The organism is Desulfatiglans parachlorophenolica, from assembly GCF_055394735.1.
In genome coordinates this window covers 484,132-501,141 of sequence record NZ_AP042460.1, presented here as the reverse complement: position 1 = coordinate 501,141, position 17,010 = coordinate 484,132, and the positions used below count along the sequence as shown (strand labels likewise).

19 protein-coding genes are annotated in these 17,010 nt (G+C 57.1%); 14 read left to right on the top strand and 5 right to left on the bottom strand.

The window, feature by feature from the left end; genetic code table 11:
- Nucleotides 1–40 precede the first annotated feature (40 nt).
- The gene (locus ACZ500_RS02385) at nt 41–205 is read right to left on the bottom strand and encodes a hypothetical protein (RefSeq protein ID WP_464230935.1); all 165 of its coding nucleotides are present in this window, start codon (nt 203–205) and stop codon (nt 41–43) included.
- A 158-nt stretch (nt 206–363) separates the two neighbouring features.
- Here ACZ500_RS02385 and ACZ500_RS02380 point away from each other — a divergent pair, with 158 nt between their 5' ends.
- From ACZ500_RS02380 to ACZ500_RS02355, 6 genes are all read left to right on the top strand, one after another.
- Nucleotides 364–1,524 carry a TraB/GumN family protein gene (locus tag ACZ500_RS02380; RefSeq protein ID WP_464230934.1) on the top strand — a complete coding sequence of 387 codons (1,161 nt, stop codon included), beginning with the start codon at nt 364–366 and terminating at the stop codon, nt 1,522–1,524.
- 509 nt (nt 1,525–2,033) lie between these two features.
- Nucleotides 2,034–2,231 carry a hypothetical protein gene (locus ACZ500_RS02375; RefSeq protein ID WP_464230933.1) on the top strand — a complete coding sequence of 66 codons (198 nt, stop codon included), beginning with the start codon at nt 2,034–2,036 and terminating at the stop codon, nt 2,229–2,231.
- 348 nt (nt 2,232–2,579) lie between these two features.
- Complete coding sequence (locus ACZ500_RS02370; protein WP_464230932.1) at nt 2,580–3,014, top strand: hypothetical protein; 435 nt, start codon at nt 2,580–2,582, stop codon at nt 3,012–3,014.
- A gap of 18 nt (nt 3,015–3,032) precedes the next feature.
- On the top strand, nt 3,033–4,235 hold the full coding sequence (locus ACZ500_RS02365; protein ID WP_464230931.1) for a YeeE/YedE thiosulfate transporter family protein: 1,203 nt from the start codon (nt 3,033–3,035) through the stop codon (nt 4,233–4,235).
- 20 nt (nt 4,236–4,255) lie between these two features.
- Complete coding sequence (locus ACZ500_RS02360) at nt 4,256–4,465, top strand: hypothetical protein (protein WP_464230930.1); 210 nt, start codon at nt 4,256–4,258, stop codon at nt 4,463–4,465.
- Entirely contained in the window at nt 4,450–4,689 is a 240-nt protein-coding gene (locus tag ACZ500_RS02355) for a sulfurtransferase TusA family protein (protein WP_464230929.1), read from the top strand. Before ACZ500_RS02360 ends, ACZ500_RS02355 begins: the two co-directional genes overlap by 16 nt.
- Before the next feature lie 74 nt (nt 4,690–4,763).
- On the opposite strand, the gene ACZ500_RS02350 is transcribed toward ACZ500_RS02355, so the two are convergent.
- Nucleotides 4,764–4,943 carry a hypothetical protein gene (locus tag ACZ500_RS02350; RefSeq protein WP_464230928.1) on the bottom strand — a complete coding sequence of 60 codons (180 nt, stop codon included), beginning with the start codon at nt 4,941–4,943 and terminating at the stop codon, nt 4,764–4,766.
- Here ACZ500_RS02350 and ACZ500_RS02345 point away from each other — a divergent pair.
- Genes ACZ500_RS02345 through ACZ500_RS02335 form a run of 3 tightly spaced genes read left to right on the top strand, consistent with a single transcriptional unit; the run spans nt 4,942 to nt 5,742 of the window.
- Nucleotides 4,942–5,247 (top strand): hypothetical protein, encoded by a 306-nt coding sequence (locus tag ACZ500_RS02345; RefSeq protein ID WP_464230927.1) that lies wholly within the window; start codon nt 4,942–4,944, stop codon nt 5,245–5,247. The genes ACZ500_RS02350 and ACZ500_RS02345 overlap by 2 nt on opposite strands.
- A gap of 19 nt (nt 5,248–5,266) precedes the next feature.
- A complete protein-coding gene (locus ACZ500_RS02340) occupies nt 5,267–5,572 on the top strand; it encodes a hypothetical protein (protein WP_464230926.1) in 306 nt (101 codons plus the stop codon).
- Nucleotides 5,569–5,742: a hypothetical protein gene (locus ACZ500_RS02335; RefSeq protein ID WP_464230925.1), complete on the top strand. Its 174-nt coding sequence runs from the start codon at nt 5,569–5,571 to the stop codon at nt 5,740–5,742. Before ACZ500_RS02340 ends, ACZ500_RS02335 begins: the two co-directional genes overlap by 4 nt.
- A gap of 151 nt (nt 5,743–5,893) precedes the next feature.
- Here the strand turns inward: ACZ500_RS02335 and ACZ500_RS02330 are convergent, their stop codons facing one another.
- Nucleotides 5,894–7,195 carry a (Fe-S)-binding protein gene (locus ACZ500_RS02330; RefSeq protein ID WP_464230924.1) on the bottom strand — a complete coding sequence of 434 codons (1,302 nt, stop codon included), beginning with the start codon at nt 7,193–7,195 and terminating at the stop codon, nt 5,894–5,896.
- A 188-nt stretch (nt 7,196–7,383) separates the two neighbouring features.
- On the bottom strand, nt 7,384–8,835 hold the full coding sequence (thrC, locus tag ACZ500_RS02325; protein ID WP_464230923.1) for a threonine synthase: 1,452 nt from the start codon (nt 8,833–8,835) through the stop codon (nt 7,384–7,386).
- A 364-nt stretch (nt 8,836–9,199) separates the two neighbouring features.
- Between thrC and ACZ500_RS02320 the strand changes: the two genes are divergently transcribed.
- The 4 genes from ACZ500_RS02320 (at nt 9,200) to ACZ500_RS02305 (ending at nt 12,820) form a co-directional block, all read left to right on the top strand.
- Nucleotides 9,200–9,382 (top strand): hypothetical protein, encoded by a 183-nt coding sequence (locus ACZ500_RS02320; RefSeq protein ID WP_464230922.1) that lies wholly within the window; start codon nt 9,200–9,202, stop codon nt 9,380–9,382.
- Nucleotides 9,354–9,578 (top strand): hypothetical protein, encoded by a 225-nt coding sequence (locus ACZ500_RS02315; protein WP_464230921.1) that lies wholly within the window; start codon nt 9,354–9,356, stop codon nt 9,576–9,578. Before ACZ500_RS02320 ends, ACZ500_RS02315 begins: the two co-directional genes overlap by 29 nt.
- 324 nt (nt 9,579–9,902) lie before the next feature.
- Nucleotides 9,903–11,066, top strand: a complete 1,164-nt coding sequence (gene acd, locus ACZ500_RS02310; protein ID WP_464230920.1) for a glutaryl-CoA dehydrogenase Acd — start codon at nt 9,903–9,905, stop codon at nt 11,064–11,066.
- Between the two features lie 20 nt (nt 11,067–11,086).
- Nucleotides 11,087–12,820, top strand: coding sequence for an acyl-CoA carboxylase subunit beta (locus ACZ500_RS02305; RefSeq protein ID WP_464230919.1), 1,734 nt, complete (start codon nt 11,087–11,089; stop codon nt 12,818–12,820).
- Nucleotides 12,821–13,033: 213 nt separating this feature from the next.
- Here ACZ500_RS02305 and ACZ500_RS02300 read toward each other — a convergent pair whose 3' ends face one another.
- Nucleotides 13,034–14,635: an AMP-binding protein gene (locus ACZ500_RS02300; protein WP_464230918.1), complete on the bottom strand. Its 1,602-nt coding sequence runs from the start codon at nt 14,633–14,635 to the stop codon at nt 13,034–13,036.
- A 739-nt stretch (nt 14,636–15,374) separates the two neighbouring features.
- Between ACZ500_RS02300 and ACZ500_RS02295 the strand changes: the two genes are divergently transcribed.
- Nucleotides 15,375–16,730 carry an FAD-dependent oxidoreductase gene (locus ACZ500_RS02295; RefSeq protein ID WP_464230917.1) on the top strand — a complete coding sequence of 452 codons (1,356 nt, stop codon included), beginning with the start codon at nt 15,375–15,377 and terminating at the stop codon, nt 16,728–16,730.
- The last annotated feature ends 280 nt before the right edge of the window (nt 16,731–17,010 follow it).

Here is a 17,010-nt window from a genome sequence, read left to right as displayed (position 1 = left end):
ATCCTTGGAAAGGCTGTGGACATGTGCAATACTTTTATATTTAGTTTCCATCCCGAAATGATTTCGCGGTAGAACCCAGTTTCCAATCCGGAAATGAGGATTTTTGGCCAATATCAAGGAAATCAAGCGTTTGTGCGGAGGCGACCTGTAGGTCGCCGCACAAGCAAACGTGCAGATCGACGCCGAGATTGGCCAAAAAGACCATTTCCGGATGGAAACTATTTAGCGGCTGCGATACCGGAAGCGGTCATCCCTTCAACCCGGACGGATCGACCCCGCCTCGATCGGCCTCAGCGGCCGCGAGCGCACCATCATCCAGCTGACCGTTCCAGAATCCCCATCAGGAGCCCGAAACAGTCTACCATGAATGAAGAGAATATTTACCGTATACACGAATCCGAAAGAGAAATCATCCTTGTGGGCACTGCGCATGTCTCCGAAGAAAGTGTCCGTCTGGTCGAGACCGTCATCCGCGAAGAAAAACCCGATACCGTCTGCATAGAACTTTGCCAGGCCCGATATGAGACCTTGACCCAGCAGAAGACCTGGCAGGACACCGACCTTTTCAAGATCATCAAGGAAAAAAAGGCCTTCCTGCTCCTGGCGAACCTTATCCTGAGCGCCTTTCAAAAGAGGATCGGCCGGAAGCTCGGCATCCAACCCGGGGAGGAGATGCGCAGGGCCATTGTGTGTGCCGGGGAGGCAGGCGCGCGGATCCACCTGGCCGACCGGGATATCCGCACCACCCTCGCGAGGGTCTGGCGTCTGATGGGGTTCTGGAGCAAGATGAAGCTCCTGTCTCAGATGCTGGTCTCTTTCGGCGAAGTCGATGATATCAAAGAAGAGGACATCGAACGGATGAAACGGGAGGATGTCCTCGAGACCCTCCTCTCCGAAATGGGAACACACCTTCCGGAGATGCGCCGCATCCTGATCGACGAAAGGGACCTTTACCTCACCCATCGCATCCGCCAGGCCCCCGGCAGCAAGGTTGTCGCGGTCGTGGGCGCCGGACACGTACCAGGCATCAAACGGGCATGGAAACAGACCATCGACCTCGATGAACTCGAGGTCGTTCCCCCACGCAGCCCGCTTCTGGGGATTCTGAAATGGGGCATCCCGGCATTGGTCCTGCTTCTGATCGTGCTCGGTTTTTTTTATTCCGGAAAATCAGGCGGCACCGATATGATCAAGACATGGGTACTGGCCAATGCGGGGCTGTCCGGACTGGGCGCCGCCCTCGCCCTCGCCCATCCCCTGACCATACTGTCGGCGGTCATCGCAGCGCCCTTCACCTCCCTCAACCCGCTGATCGCCGCCGGGTGGGTGGCCGGTCTGGTGCAGATCTTCCTGAACAAGCCGAAGGTAAGCGACTTCGAGCGGTTGCCTGAAGATATCGTAACGATCAAGGGCTTCTGGTCCAACAAGATCACCCGCGTCCTGTTGATCGTCGTCCTGACGAACGTGGGCAGTTCGGTCGGCACGTTTGTGGCCATCCCGCTCATGGCCCGCTTCATGACCTGACGCCCTGCGATCCCGCGGCGAAATTCGTCCCGGGGACTTCGCTGCGCGTGCTGCTGAAGGTCCGGGGCCTGTGGACCTTCTTTCGTGGTTTAAAAGGGCCGGGCAACGCATCTTTTCAAACTCGAAACCACGTCTGCCGGCAAGCCGACGGTCCCATCCCTATATAAAGGGATTTCAGAAATATAACCACAAGATACAGCTTGAATGTCGATTCCGTATCTGCTATATGCTTCTTTACGACCATCTGGAATGGGTCTTCTGGGCCAATCTCTGCGTCAATGCACACGTTGGCCTAAGTGCGGCGACCTGGGGGCATCCTCCGTACAAGCAATTGATTTTATTGACATTAACCAGACCGGACCCCCGGAAGAATCGGGGATGAGCGGCGCTGTCGATGAAGAAACCGGCCCGCCCGGAGGGGTGGATCCGAGCAGCCGAAGACTGTGAGGGGAAAACCCCATTGACCGGCGAAACGGAGAGCGATTTTTCATGATCGAGGAGGAAATTTTATGCATTTTTACTGGAAAATGATCGAAGAATTGAAACTGATCGGCGAAACGTGGATCATGAAAGATCCGGGGTTGTCCCGATGCTACCAGATTTGGATCGAGCGTAATCAGTCCGCTATCTGGTCCGGCACGACCGGCCAAACAGACCTCAAAAGGCCTTTGTTCAACTACCGGGGAACACCCCATTCTTTGAATTGATCAACTCCCGTAGGTTCACAGACGAATTCCGGGGTTGACGTTTCAGCCGTTTTCAGCTAAGATCTTGTTTTTATGACTGAAACAAGCTTCTTCCCCGAACGGGGTGTTCCGGCGGCAGTGGTACTCGATCTGCCCTTCGAGGGTACAAAGACCGACCAGGCCTCTTTCGGCACCGCTCTCGCGCCAAGACCGGCCGGATGCCGAAGAGCACACCGGGGTCTTCGCTGAGCCTGCGCCCGGAAAAGAGGGCGCCGTTTTCGAGCCGGCGTGGCGATGCCGACCGAAGGCGGGCTTCACATGAACCTGCTCTGTTTCCCGATGTGCATACCAAATAAGGAGGATAGGCCTATGAAAGCCGGATTTTGGCTGTCTTTGCCGGGTGTGTTGCTCCTGTCGATCCTGCTCGCAGCACCGCCGGCCGTCCTGGCCGAGGGCCAGGCGCCGTGCGTCGACAAGGAACAGTGCGAGCGGATGATGCGATTCGGCCAGGAGGCATACGCACGCGGCAAGTATCTGGATGCCAAAGAATTTTTCCGTAAAGCGGTGCAGGCCGACCCGGCCTCCGTGAAGGCCTGGCGCTATTATGACCAGGCAGTGATTTTCGGCCTGGCTGAAAAGGTCGAACAGGACGCCGAACTGACGTTCCCGTCAGCCTCCCGACGCACCGAAGGCCCCCCGGAGGACGGCGGGGGAGCCTCACCGCCGCCTCCGCCCCCCAAGCCGGTGATGCCTGCGCCGCCGAAACCGGGGGAATTTCGGATCCTGCACGATGAAGGCTGCTAGCGCCAGGGAGAAGAGGCCATGAGCGAGGAGAGAGGAAACTCGGTTCTTGTCGGCATCCTGAGGCGTGGTTACCATGCCGTTTTCTTCGAAAACTGGTCTATCTGGCTTGGAGGGGTGCTCATCGGGATCATGAGCGTCATCACCTTTGCCTGGGCAAGACCCTGGGGGGTCGCAGGCGGGCTCCGCAACTGGGGCGACTGGTTTTTCAGCGCCATAGGCATCTATCCTTTCCCCACGGCTTCCCCCATTACCTCCACCAACTCCATTCTGACCATCGGACTTCTGTGGGGTGCCTTCGCCTCGGCGCTCCTCTCGAAACAGTTCGCCCTGCGGATGGCCCCCCCGCTCGAACTGGCGAAAGGCGTGGTCGGAGGCATTCTCATGGGCATAGGGGCCGCCATGGCCGGAGGGTGCAATGTCGGCGGGTTTTACACCGCCCTGAGTGCCTTGTCGTTGAGCGGCGTCGCGATGATGATCGGCCTTTTCATCGGCGCTTACCTGGGCATCCGTTACCTTTACTGGGAATTGGAACACCTGCCTTCGGGCTCGGGCGGAGCGGCGCCCCCTGACAAGGGGGGGAAGAGCGGCCTTCATCTGCGCGATCTCTCACCCTATCTGGGGGTCCTGGTGATCATCGGAGCGGTCGTGGCATCGATCGCCTACAGCAGGGAGGCCTTCACCCGTGAGGGCGGGCTGCTTCTGTGCGGACTCGTCTTCGGAATCATCATTCAACGCTGCCGCTTCTGCTTTGTGCGCGGGTTCAGAGACCCCTTCATGACGGGTGAAGGTGAGGTGGCGCGTGCCATCGCCCTGAGCCTCATGATCAGCGTAATCGGCTTCGCGGCCCTCAAGTGGACCGGCCTGCGAGAGGAATCCATTTACGTTCCTCAGGCCTTCTGGTTCGGGGGGCTTGTGGGCGGCATCATCTTCGGCGTCGGCATGGTCATGGCGGGGGGCTGCGGCAGCGGTTCGGTCTGGCGCGCCGGTGAAGGCCAGATCAAGCTCATGATCGCCGTCTTCTTCTTTGCGCTTTCGACCTCGCTTTTCAAGCTCTGGATGATGACATCGGAGGGCTTGAACAAACTCATGGGTCACCGCGTTTTCCTGCCGGATTTCCTGACATACCGGTGGACCGTCATTTTATTGCTGGTGCTTCTTTTCGTGTATTACGTGATCGCGACCTGGAACGAGGAGACGGACACCTTCACCGTCGAACTGTGATATTTAGTTTCCATCCGGAAATGGTCTTTTTTGCCAATCTCGGCGTCAATCTGCACGTTTGCTTGTGCGGCGACCCACAGGTCGCCTCCGCGCAAACGCTTGATTTCCTTGATATTGGCAAAAAATCCTCATTTCCGGATTGGAAACCGGGTTGTACCGGGAAATCATTTCCGGATGGAGACTATTTAATTTTTTCCTTAAGGAGGAATTCATCATGGAAGAGAACATAACCCCCGACCAGACCCTGGATTGCCGCGGCCTGAGCTGCCCCATGCCAATCCTCAAGACCAAGAAGCTGATCGGCACGATGAAACCCGGACAGATCCTCGAGATCCTCGGCACCGATCCCGGCACCCGGAACGACCTGCCTGCCTTCTCGAAGCGCTCCGGCCACGAGTACCTGGGTGAAAAACCGGATGAAGGCTTCAGCCGCTTTTACATCAAGGTGAAGTAGGCTTCGCGGCCCGTTTTTCCCGTTTTGCCTGACTACGCTCAACGCTTAACCTGTTATCCATCTGAAATAATTGACTAAAGACGACAAAATTTCCAAGCCGGAGATGAGGGTTTTTCGCCAATATCCACGAAATCGAGTGTTTGTGCTGAGACGTCCTGTAGGCCGTCGCACAAGCAAACGTGCAGATTGACGGCGAGATGGGCAAGAAAGACCCTTTCCGGCTGTAATCCAACTGGATCGAAGGAGTCACCCATGGCCAAACATCTGGGGGTCTTCGTCACCTCCGACAAGCATCTGGACAAACTGATCGACCTGTGCCTCGCCGCCCGCCGAAAAGACGTGGAGGTCTCGATCTTTTTCTCCCATCTGGGCACCCTGCTCACACAGGACCCCAGATTCAGTGAACTCGAGGGGCTGGCCAAGATGGCCCTTTGTAACGTCGGATTCGAGAGCCACAACCTGAAACCCCCGGTTCCGGGCATCGATGAAAAGGATTACGCCACCCAGGCAAGGCACGGGGAGCTGATCGAAGACTCTGACCGCTACATCGTCTTCTAGGAGGAGGATTCGGACAACCATGGAAAACATCAAGCACGTGGCCTTCCTGATCCGCAACAGGCAGGACCTCTGGGAGGGCTCCCGTTCAACACTCGGGCTGGCCGTCGAGAATTTCTATTCGTATATGTTCGTCATCGATGTAGAAATCGAGATGACCGAGGCCTACAAGGAGAACCTGGAATGGCTCGAGGACATGGAGTGCCAATATTTCTCGAACAACCAGGTCAACGTCGACCAACACGGGTTCAAGTACATGAGCCTCGAGGACATCGGCCGTAAGCTCAGGGAAATGGACCTCATCGTGCCTTTTGGGAGCTTGTCATGAAGATTCTGCACCTTCTCAAAACCCCGCCGGACGATACGACGCGTCTCCTGAAGGAGCTTGTCTCGGAAGGCCAGGATATTACCGAGATCAGCCTCTATGAAGAGCAGCCCGATTATGAAAAGCTGATCGACTCGATCTTCGCTCACGACAAGGTGATCTCCTGGTGGTGAGGAGAACCGTGTCGCCCCGCGCCAGGGCGCACTGAACAGAAAGGCCGCAGGGCGACGCCCTGCGGCCTTTCTGTCGATTTTGTCCCTCCCCGCGCTGAAACACCGGGGAATTCGCTGCAGACCGTCTGGGAAAAGCAGCCGTCTGAAGAAGCTAATACATCTCTTCCTCGAGGTCGATGCCGTCCCGCTCGAACTGCTCATCCCTGAGCGCCCTGGCCTTCTCGATCTCTTCTTCGCTCCACGGCTCCACGATCAGCGAATCGGCCACCAGCTCCCAGAGGTACTTGGTCTCGATCCCCAGATCGTATTCCTTCGTCAAAGACTTCATGATCTGATCCCGGCAGTTGTGGCAAGGCGCAATCACCAGCTCCGCCCCTGTGTCCCGGATCTGCTGCGCCTTGACGCGGCCATAATAAATCCGCTCGTTCTCATAGGGCATCGCCCAGGCGCCGCCTCCGGCGCCACAGCAGAAATTGTTCATCCGGTTCGGGTGCATCTCGACGAAATTCTCGCAGCACTGCTGCGTAATCCAGCGGGGCTCCTCGAAATACCCGTGGCCGAACGCTTTCTGGCTCTTCCGGCCGTAGTTGCAGGGGTCATGAATCGTCGTCAGTTCATGGTGAATCGACTTGTCCAGTTTGATCCGCCCTGTCTCGATGTATTCCTTCAGGAGATCGTGGACGGAAACCACTTTGTACTTCTCGAAAACTTCAGGGTACCACGTTTGCAGACCAAGCCTGGTCGCATAGTAGGCGTGGCCTCATTCCGGCAGCAGAAGCGTCTTGCACTCCAATCGCTCCATGTGGTTGACGATGCGCCCGACCAGGGTCTTCATGGATTCGTCGTCACCCGAGAAAAGGCCCCAGTTGACCCCTTCCCATTCCGTCGACGCGGTAGTCCAGTCTTCCCTGGCGGCGTAGAAAATCCGCCACCAGAATTTCATATCATCCGGCTCGCCGAAAGGCTCCTTCGAATTGATGGTCACGAAGACATTGGCGCCCTTCTTGTCCACAGGGACATAGAAGCCCGGGAACCCTTCATCCTCATCCATCTCACGCCCCAGGTCCGCCAGCAGAAAGAGAAAATCGTCTTTCGGGATGCCGAGGTTGTTTCCCCTTTCCAGATCCATCACGACACCCTTGTGGATCGGGCCGGGGACCTTGTCCCTCGCGCGCAGGGTCCGGGCGCGGCGCATCATCTTGAGGATCTCCACCCCTTGCGGACAGGCGTATTCGCAGCGGCCGCAGAGCGTGCATACCCAGGGGAACCGCGAGTCGATCAGTTCCTGGTCCAACCCGAGGGCGGCCATACGCACGGCTTTCCTGGGGTCCATACCGTCGACGCCGGTCACCGGGCATCCGCCGGCACAGGTCCCACAGGTAAAGCAAACATCCGCCCACTCGGGAGCGACCCTGAGTTTGCTCTCCTTACGGTTAACAGCAATCGGCTCCATTCATCAACCTCCTGTTATCGTTTATAAAAAAATACCTCCCGGCGGCTTTTTAGATCGCCGGGAGATTTTTACTTCGGATAACCGCTGTATATTTGTAAACATTCTCATCCGGAAAGTCAATTCTTAATGCCATCGCGGCAGGAGCATCCGGTTCATCGCTGCACCCCTCGACAAACACGGTCCGGGACTCAAAAAATACCCCGGATGATCCCTTTGGCCTGTTCGTACTGGGCATCACTCAAAACCAGCGACCCGTCGTTTTTCCGGAAAGGCGGCTCGGGGATGCTGTAGACCCGCTCCTCCTGCAGAGCCTGGACCGCCATCCGCTCTGGCATGGCAGGCACAATGCCGATCGCCTTCTGTACGTCGTCCGGGAACTTGCCGGGATCGGCGGTTTCATAAATCACCGCGGGCCGGTCATGCCGACCCTCCAGGAAGGTGTCCAATGTCCTCCAGCCCACGGCGCCGTGGGGTTCGATGACGACGCCGAACCGTTCATAGACCTCTTTGATGGCGCCATAATGGTCCGCATTGCTGACCGCTATGGAATAAAAGTCCCGCCGCATCGCCTCCAGGTCCGGCATGCGGTCCATAACGCCTTCCTCGATGATCTTGCCCGCTTCATCCCGCCGGTCATAGACATGTCCACCGTAAAAATCGACCAACCGCGCGAAGTTGCTTGGATTGGATACGATCATGGCCGACGAGGGGGACTTGACCGACGGCCTCACCTTATATCGGCCGGTCGCCAGAAACTCCGGGAATTCCCTGTTCTCGTTCACACCACAGAGAATCCTGCCGATCGGCAGGCCCATCTCCCTGGCCAGAACCGTCCCCATCATGTCCCCGAAATTGCCCGACGGGACACTGGCGATCAAGGGCACGCCGCCCGCGGGGATGCGGGAGTAGGCAAAAAATGGGTAGACCGCCTGCGGCAGAAGCCGCCCCAGGCTGATGGAGTTGGCGGAGGTGAACCGCTCCGAATCCCCGAAGCAATCCAGCGCAAAGCGCCGATCCCCCAGAAGCCGCTTGGCCAAGGCTTGACAAACGTCGAAATCCCCGTTCACCTCAAAGGCGTGGACGTTTCCCCTAAGGGTGGTCATCTGACGGCGCTGCCTCTCCGTAATGGAGCCGCGCGGGAAAAAAACGATATTGTCGACGCTCTCCAGCCCATGCAGCGCATCCGCCACAGCACCCCCCGTATCCCCGCTCGTGGCGACCGCGACGACACGCCTCTGCCCGGTCTCTTTGAGGAAGTGGTCGAGCATCCTGCCAAAAAAGCGGGCCGCATAATCCTTGAAAGAGTAGGTCGGCCCGTGGGTCAGCCACATGATGTAGGTCTGACCGCTCAGCGGCTGGATCTCCGTCGGGATCACCTCTTCCCGATAGGCGTCGTCCAGGATGGCGCGAAGAGCCCGATCCCCGATATCACCCTCCAGGAAGGGATAAAGCACCTCGAAGGCAATCTCCGCGTAGGACATAATGGACATGCCCTGGATAAACGCCCGCGGGAGCTTCGGGACATCCTCCCGCGCGAGCATATACAGCCCATAGTTCGAGGCCAGCCCCCGCATCAGGGCCGTTTTGAAATCCGCCCGTTCACTCCGGTCGTTCGTACTGTAATAGTCTATTCTCGTCATAGGATCCAAACTCCACCTGAGCCGCTCTGCCCATCAAAAGCATTCAGAATATTGACAATTTTTCATTTTAGGCCTTTTGACCCGACTTGTCAAACGACAAAGAGGCCGCCAAAACGCAGGGGAGCACTGCATGCGCCTGTCGGGCAAGGAAGGGACTTTCCCAAAAATCAGGCCAGATAAGGGTGCCGAAGAGCACGCACCCTTATCTTCAATTTAAAAAGAGGATGTTTCGCTTTTTACCATCGCCCCGAAATCCTGATTTTCGGGTAGAAAATGTTTAGACGGAAATGAGGATTTCTCTTCACCGGGCAGGCCGCGGAGTCCCACCCCTTCGGGGAGGGTCCCAGCTTGTTTCCATCCGGAAATGGTCTTTTTTGCCAATCTCGGCGTCGATCTGCACGTTTGCTTGTGCGGCGACCCACAGGTCGCCTCCGCGCAAACGCTTGATTTCCTTGATATTGGCAAAAAATCCTCATTTCCGGATTGGAAACCGGGTTGCACCGGGAAATCATTTCCGGATGGACACCAGCTTGGCCGATATCGATGAAATCCGCTGCTTCTTCGGAGGCACCCGGGTAGTTTCCATCCGGAAATGGTTTTTTTGGCCAATCTCGGCGTCGATCTGCCCGTTTGCTTGTGTGGCGACCTATAGGTCGCCACACAAGCAAACGCTTGATTTCCTTGACATTGGCCAAACCGGGGCCCGCCGCGAAGCGGTGGGACTGAGCACCCCAAGGGTGTGAAGAAACCGGGACCCGCCGCGGAGCGGTGGGACTGAGCGGCAAAGCGGTGAAGAAAAATCCTCATTTCCGGATTGGAAACTGGGTTGTACCAAAAAACCATTTCCGGATGGAAACTGGAAAATAGCTACAATGTAAATTTACCGGTTGCTATTCCAATTAGATTGTTCTATAGATATGGTCTTTTGAATCTTGTTCAAAAAGCGGCCAATTTTCGGGCAGCCGTTGCGTTAACAGACATGGAGGCACAGGAACCGGCGGATCGTTGAGGTCGGCGCGTGGCCATGCGGATTTGCCCCAACTGGAAGAAAAAGGAGGGAGATGTTTATGGAATTCGGATTGAGCGAAGAACTACAGATGCTGCGCGATATGGCGCGCGACTTTGCGGCGGAGAAGATCGCGCCGTTTGCCGACGAGTGGGATGAAAAGCATTACTTCCCCTACCAAGAAGCCGTCAGACCCATGGGGGAACTTGGTTTTTTTGGAACCGTCATCCCCGAAGAATACGGTGGCAATGAAATGGGCTGGCTCGCCGCCATGATCCTGACCGAGGAAATCGCCCGGGCCTCGAGTTCCCTGAGGGTCCAGATCAACATGCAGACTCTCGGGTGCGCCTTCACGATCTTTCGTTACGGCACGGAAGAACTGAAGAAGAAATATATCCCGAAGCTTGTCAGCGCCGAACATATGGGCGGCTTCGGCATCACCGAACCGAACGCCGGCTCGGATGTCATGGCCATGAAATCGACGGCCGCCGACAAAGGCGACCACTGGCTGATCAACGGCTCCAAGACATGGATCTCCAACACCTCGGCGGCCGATGTCCTGATTTTCTATGCCTACACCGATAAAGAGGCCCGCGGCCGCGGGCTCTCCGCCTTCGTGATCGAGCCCAAGAACTTCAACGGGATCCACACCACGAACCTCGACAAGATGGGTTCGCGCTCCTCACCGACCGGGGAAATCTATCTGGAAGACACCAAGGTCCCGAAGGAAAACATCCTCGGTAAACCGGGGGACGGCGCCAAGATCGTCTTCGGATCGCTGAACCAGACCCGCCTCTCGGCCGCCGCAGGCGGCATCGGCGTGGCGCAGGCCTGCCTGGACGCCGCCACAGCCTACTGCGCAGAGCGGGAGCAGTTCGGCCAGCCCATCGGCCAGTTCCAGATGAACCAGGACCTGATCGCACAGATCACCTGCGAGATCGAAGCGGCGAGGCTGGTGGTCTACAAGGCCGCCTGGCAGAAGGATGAGGGCAACCTCAACAACACCTTCGAGGTCGCTCAGGCCAAGTACCTGGCCGGTGAGGTCGCCGTCAAGGCATCACAGGTAGCCATGAAGATCCTCGGCGCCTACGGCTATTCGACGGAATACCCCGTAGCCCGGTTCTACCGCGACGCCCCGACCTACCAGATCGTCGAAGGGTCCACCAACATCTGTAAGTGGATTGTGGCCCTGGATCAACTCGGCATCCGGAAGGCAAACCGGTAGCTCGGAAACGGAGGAAAAACATGCGACCTTATTTCGAAAAGTTGGAACCCTTCGGCAAGGACCTTACCGAAGGCCAGAAGAAATCCGGTGAACAGAACGTCAAAGAGATCCGCGAAGTCGAAAAGACCGTGGCCGAGGCCATCGAGGCCGTGAAGAACGCTGGCATCCCCGCCGAAAAGATCAAGAAGCGCGGGCAGATGACCGTCTGGGAACGGATCGAATACCTGATCGACCCCGGGACCTGGTGTCCGCTGCACACCTTGTACGACCCGCTGTTCAACGAAGAGGGCACCACCGGCGTCATCGACGGGCTCGCCAAGATCAACGGCAAGTGGGCCGTCGTCATCGGCTTCGACAACAAGGTCATGGCCGGGGCATGGATCGCCGGACAGGCCGACAACCAGCTCCGGGTCACCGACATGGCCAAACGGCTTCATGTGCCTTTGGTGTGGCTGGTCAACTGCAGCGGCGTGAAACTTCCCGAGCAGGAAGAGGTCTACGCCAACCGCCGCGGCAACGGCACAACCTTTTTCCGCCACGCGGAACTCGAAAAGGTGGGCGTACCCATCCTGGCCGGGATCTACGGGACCAACCCGGCGGGCGGGGGCTACCAGGGCATCAGCCCGACGATGCTGATCGCCCACAAGGACGCCAACATCGCCGTGGGCGGAGGCGGCATCGTCAGCGGCATGAGTCCAAAGGGCTACTTCGACATGGAAGGGGCCGAGCAGTTGATCGAGGCCACCCGTCATTTCAAGGAAGTGCCCCCGGGCAGCGTGCCCATCCATCACAACGAAACAGGCTTTTTCAAGGAAGTGTACGATACCGAACAGGGAGTCCTGGACGCCCTCAAAAAGTACATGGACATGATGCCGGCCTACGATCCGGCCTTCTTCCGGGTCGCCGAACCGAAGGAACCCCGCTTTCCCGGAGAGGACCTCGATTACTTGGTCGCCTTCAACCAGAAGCGCAGCTACAACTTCGACGAAGTCCTCTCCCGCATCTTCGACAACAGCGAGCACATGGAGTTCCGCCCGGGATACGGTCCGGAGGTCTACACGGGCCTCGCCAAGATCGACGGGTTTCTTGTGGGCTTCATCGGCAACCGCCAGGGTTTCCTCGGCGCCAAGTATCCGGAATACGCGGATTACATGGGCATCGGCGGCAAGCTCTACCGTCAGGGTCTTATCAAGATGAACGAGTTCGTGACCCTGTGCGGGCGTGACCGCGTCCCGATCGTCTGGTTTCAGGACACCTCCGGAATCGACGTCGGCGATATTGCAGAAAAGGCCGAGCTGCTGGCCCTCGGGCAGTCGCTCATCTACTCGATCGAGCAGACGGATGTCCCCATGATCTGCGTCGTTCTGCGGAAAGGCACGGCAGCGGCCCACTACATCATGGGCGGCCCCACAGCCAACAACCACAACGCCTTCACCCTGGGCACCCCCATGACCGAAATCTACGTCATGCACGGAGAGACGGCCGCAGCCGCATCGTTTGCGCGGCGTCTCGTCAAGGAGAAGGACGCCGGCCGGCCCCTCGAACCGGTCATCGACAAGATGAACGAACTGGTAAAGGAATATTACGAAAAATCCCGCCCGGTCTATTGCGCCAAGCGCGGCTTCGTCGACGAGATCGTCTCTCTGCCGCTGCTGCGCAAATATATCGCGGCCTTCGCCGGGTGCTCCTACCAGAACCCGACCTCCATCTGCCCCCAGAACCACATGATGATCCCGAGGATCATCAAGGGTTGATGATCATCCGCGCCTTTGCGGGCTGAAGAAACCACGGCTTTTGCGGCTGCCTCAGGGTAACCGCAAGAGCCGCTTTTTTGAATGTGGTTGCGGAGAGGCCTCGCGCGAAAAAGCATGGCCAAGCTTTGCCTGACAGAACCGGCGCGGCGCGGCGCTACGCTACGCCGAGCCGAAACACCTCAAAAAGAGACGGGGGGTCGGCACCGGTCCGGCTCAGAGGCTGGCGCCGTATTCCACCCGCGCCATCTCGGCCAGTTTGTATTTCTGCACTTTCCCGCTGCGTGTCATCGGAAATCGATCCACGATTTTGAAAAAATGAGGCAGGTGATCCTCCTCCAGGTAATCCCTGGCATGGGCGGCCAAGGTCACTGTCGAGAGGCTCGCCCCTTCCTTGAGACGCACCCAGGCGGCCACCTCCTCCCCTTCTTCCGGGTGCAGAAAACCGAAGACCTGTGCTTCGAGCACCTCCGGGCGCTTGTAGAGCACCTCCTCCACCTCGACCGGGTGGATCTCGACGCCGTTCCGGAAAATGGTGTCTTTGACCCGGCCGGAGATGGTCACATAGCCGTTCAGATCCATCCGGGCAATGTCGCCCGTGTGGAGCCAACCATCCCGGTCGACGGCGGCAGCCGTAGCGGCAGGCATCCTGTAATACTCCTTCATGAGAAACCCGCGGGTGCATAGTTCCCCACGCTCCCCCGGCGGCGCCTCCTCACCGCTCACAGGATCCACGATCTTGACCTCGCTGCAGGGCAAAGGACGGCCAATGGTACCCACACGAAGATCGAGAGGATCGTCCGGGTCTGTCATGGTAATCCATGAAGAGGCCTCGGTAATGCCATAGGCCACCGTGATGCGCGCGGCGCCGATCTCCTCCACCAACCGCTGCATAAGTTCCATAGGGCACGGCGCCCCCCCGACAATCCCTTTCAGGACGGTCCCCCAGAGCTTCGTCTGATTTTCCGGGTGTTCCACCAGCCCCATAAACATGCTGGGCGATCCATAGACCGCCGTGCACTGTTCCTCTTTCAAGGCCCTCAGGATCGGAGGGACGTCGAAGCTCGTACAGGGCATCACGAGGCAGGCGCCTCTTAACAGCCCGGCAAGCGCCACACAGGTGTTCCCGAACATATGAAAGAGCGGAAAGAAGAGGCACAGCCGGTCATCAGCGGTTATCCCCTGACGGGCCGTACTGTGAAACGACTTGTTGATCAACCCGAGGTGGTCCAGAACAACCCCTTTCGGCGCCCCGGTGGTCCCCGAGGTATACATGACGGCCACCGGATCGCTCGGCTGCTGGTGAAACGCTATATCCAGAAGGGTATCAGCCGGGACATCCTCGCCGGCTGCAAGGACTTCCGTCCACGATTCCGTCTCGGGAAACGACTCATCGGCGATCAGGACGATGGATTCCAGAGAAGGCACTCTGTCCCGCATCTCCATGATGGTGTCGATATAATCCCCCAAATCGGCTTCTTTGCAGACAATGAGGGCGCGCGCCTCGGACTGGCTCAGCATGTACTGCACGTCGACAGGCTCGGCATCGGGATCGATCGGCACCATGAGCGCTCCCATCCGCGCCAGCGCCAGCATGGCCACGATCCACTCCGCCCCATTGGGGGCCCAGAGGGCGACCCGGTCTCCCGGCTGCAACCCCAAACGGATCAGCCCCTTTGCCGCACGATCCACTTCCCAATCCAGCAGCCCGTAGTTGTAGCGGATGCCGGAAGGCACATGGACCAGGGCCTCCCTCGAGGAATATACGGCGGCGATTTCTCTGAAAAGACTTCCAATCGTCTTCTCCACCTTTTCCATAGCGGCTCTCCTTTACCCAGAAAGAATCCCGGTTGAATAATCATCCCGTCGAGAGCGCCTTCCGGTCTGGTATTCGCCCCCAGACTGCGTTGATACAATACAATATATTGAAATCACGAGGCGTCGCCCGATCCTACCTGATGAACTTTAACTCGTTTCATAACCCGTCCGCAACCCATTTCCAACGTTTGCCTTTGCCATGCCCACCTTTCCCACGTAACGCCTTTTGCTCCACTTCGGACCGAGCCCTTCCGCCCGGGCATTTTTTCCGCACCTCAATCAGGACAAAGGCACCCCAAGCCTGGGCATAATGCAAATGAAAACACTGGACGCCTGCTGCGGCGCCGTAAACACGATACATCGTTACGATAGCCGTTACGGAACGTTCTCATCTACACGGTAACGTTCCGTCGGTCCACCACGATCCATTCATCCAGCATTCCACTTGAGCGCCCTGGCGCCAAACGAGCGGCCCGGCCTATCACGGCTCATTCCCCAACCGGCCGATTGTTCAAATACGATAACGGCATGGATCTTGCTCCTGGAGAGAAGAATTATAGCATCGATACCCAAAACGTAAAAGAAGCAACGGGATTCGAAAGATGGACGGTGCAACTTTGCTGTAGGCTGGGTAGCGGTGAACTGGATATGGTTATAGATATACTGCAAGCAGTATGGATCAACCATTGACAATTATTTTATTATTACATTCTTCACTATTTTAAGGAGTATTTGAAAATTGGAAAAAACAGATGTTTTGATAATTGGCGGAAGTGCAGCCGGCATTGTGGCAGCGACAACAGCAAAATCATTTCACCCTGAAAAAAAGGTAACACTTGTAAGAAAAGAAAAAAACGTATTAGTTCCATGTGGTATGCCATACATCTTCGGAACTCTTGAGTCAAGTGATCAGGATCAGATACCTGACTCAATCCTACTCAATGCGGATATTGGACTGAAGATATCTGAAGTAGATTCGATCGATGCTCAAAACATGATCTGTAAGGTATCAGAAAATGGAAACATCGGTTTCGAAAAACTCGTTCTGGCAACGGGATCTACTCCTGTGAGGCCAAAATGGCTAAAAGGAGCGGAATTGGAAAATGTTTCCACGATCCCAAAGGATAAGGTCTATCTGGATCACTTCAAAGCCGGGCTGAACGAAGTTGAAGATGTGGTGATTGTCGGCGGCGGATTCATCGGCATCGAAATGGCGGATGAACTCAACAAATCTGGCAAGAAGGTCACGCTTGTAGAGATGATGCCCCATGTCCTGAGTCTGGCGTTTGACGAAGAGCTTGCCATTGAACTCGAAGAAGTACTCCGAGGCAGGGGTATTCGTTTGGAAACAGGGATCGGCGTCCGCGAAATCAACGGCGAAGAGAATAAAGCAACTGGAGTGACCCTTGAAAACGGCGACAGGCTACCGGCTGACGCAGTGATTCTGTCCGTCGGATACCGCCCCAATTCCGCACTTGCAGAAAAGGCCGGGCTTGCCGTAAACAAAATGGGATTCATCCAGGTCAATGAATACATGCGGACAGAGCACCCCGACATCTTTGCCGTCGGCGACTGCGCCGCAAAAAGCAGTTTTATCACGCGAACCCCCAAGCCAACAATGCTCGCTTCCACCTCCTGTGCCGAAGCGCGGATTGCGGCCATGAATTTGTACAAACTCTCGACAGTCCGACTGTTTGGGGGCACCATCTCCATCTTCTGTACAGCCATCGGTGACCTGGCATTCGGCGCGGCGGGCGTCACCGAAAATCTGGCCAGCGAACGGGGATTCGATATCCTGACCGCCACATTTCAAGGTACGGATCAGCACCCGGGGACCTTGCCAGGCACGCAGAAGCAAATCGTGAAGCTGATCGCGGCAAAGGAATCCGGGATCATTCTCGGCGGAGAGGTGATTGGTGGAAAATCCACCGGTGAACTGACCAATCTGATCGGGTTTATCATTCAAAGCAAGATGAGCGTCGACGCCCTCTTGACCGCGCAAATCGGCACACATCCGCTTCTGACGGGGCCGCCGATAGCCTATCCGCTGATTAAGGCGGCTGAGTTGGTAGCCAGACAGCAACGTTCCTTGTAAACCGGAATGCCCGCGAACGATCCGCCCAGGAGAGTCGTTCCGAAGTGCGTGCCCACCTGCGGTTTGTCTTTCCCCAGAATGGACGCGCCTGACTCATCATCCCGGCCGGTAAACCATCAGCCAGCCTGATCCTTTCAACCAGGCGGCGGGACGTAACGCCTTTCATAGGGAATATGCACCCCCCATTCGGAGAACAGGCAGCCTTTCAGCCCTATCTGCAACGCATAAGGACCTGCAAAGGACCCATCACCGGAGCCTGTTGTCCCGTCCGTAATCCACC

Coding starts and splice junctions, on each gene's coding strand:
- ACZ500_RS02385 (WP_464230935.1), bottom strand. CDS start 205: ATGGTCTTTTTGGCCAATCTCGGCGTCGATCTGCACGTTTGCTTGTGC.
- ACZ500_RS02380 (WP_464230934.1), top strand. CDS start 364: ATGAATGAAGAGAATATTTACCGTATACACGAATCCGAAAGAGAAATC.
- ACZ500_RS02375 (WP_464230933.1), top strand. CDS start 2,034: ATGCATTTTTACTGGAAAATGATCGAAGAATTGAAACTGATCGGCGAA.
- ACZ500_RS02370 (WP_464230932.1), top strand. CDS start 2,580: ATGAAAGCCGGATTTTGGCTGTCTTTGCCGGGTGTGTTGCTCCTGTCG.
- ACZ500_RS02365 (WP_464230931.1), top strand. CDS start 3,033: ATGAGCGAGGAGAGAGGAAACTCGGTTCTTGTCGGCATCCTGAGGCGT.
- ACZ500_RS02360 (WP_464230930.1), top strand. CDS start 4,256: ATGGTCTTTTTTGCCAATCTCGGCGTCAATCTGCACGTTTGCTTGTGC.
- ACZ500_RS02355 (WP_464230929.1), top strand. CDS start 4,450: ATGGAAGAGAACATAACCCCCGACCAGACCCTGGATTGCCGCGGCCTG.
- ACZ500_RS02345 (WP_464230927.1), top strand. CDS start 4,942: ATGGCCAAACATCTGGGGGTCTTCGTCACCTCCGACAAGCATCTGGAC.
- ACZ500_RS02350 (WP_464230928.1), bottom strand. CDS start 4,943: ATGGGTGACTCCTTCGATCCAGTTGGATTACAGCCGGAAAGGGTCTTT.
- ACZ500_RS02340 (WP_464230926.1), top strand. CDS start 5,267: ATGGAAAACATCAAGCACGTGGCCTTCCTGATCCGCAACAGGCAGGAC.
- ACZ500_RS02335 (WP_464230925.1), top strand. CDS start 5,569: ATGAAGATTCTGCACCTTCTCAAAACCCCGCCGGACGATACGACGCGT.
- thrC (WP_464230923.1), bottom strand. CDS start 8,835: ATGACGAGAATAGACTATTACAGTACGAACGACCGGAGTGAACGGGCG.
- ACZ500_RS02320 (WP_464230922.1), top strand. CDS start 9,200: ATGGTCTTTTTTGCCAATCTCGGCGTCGATCTGCACGTTTGCTTGTGC.
- ACZ500_RS02315 (WP_464230921.1), top strand. CDS start 9,354: ATGGACACCAGCTTGGCCGATATCGATGAAATCCGCTGCTTCTTCGGA.
- acd (WP_464230920.1), top strand. CDS start 9,903: ATGGAATTCGGATTGAGCGAAGAACTACAGATGCTGCGCGATATGGCG.
- ACZ500_RS02305 (WP_464230919.1), top strand. CDS start 11,087: ATGCGACCTTATTTCGAAAAGTTGGAACCCTTCGGCAAGGACCTTACC.
- ACZ500_RS02300 (WP_464230918.1), bottom strand. CDS start 14,635: ATGGAAAAGGTGGAGAAGACGATTGGAAGTCTTTTCAGAGAAATCGCC.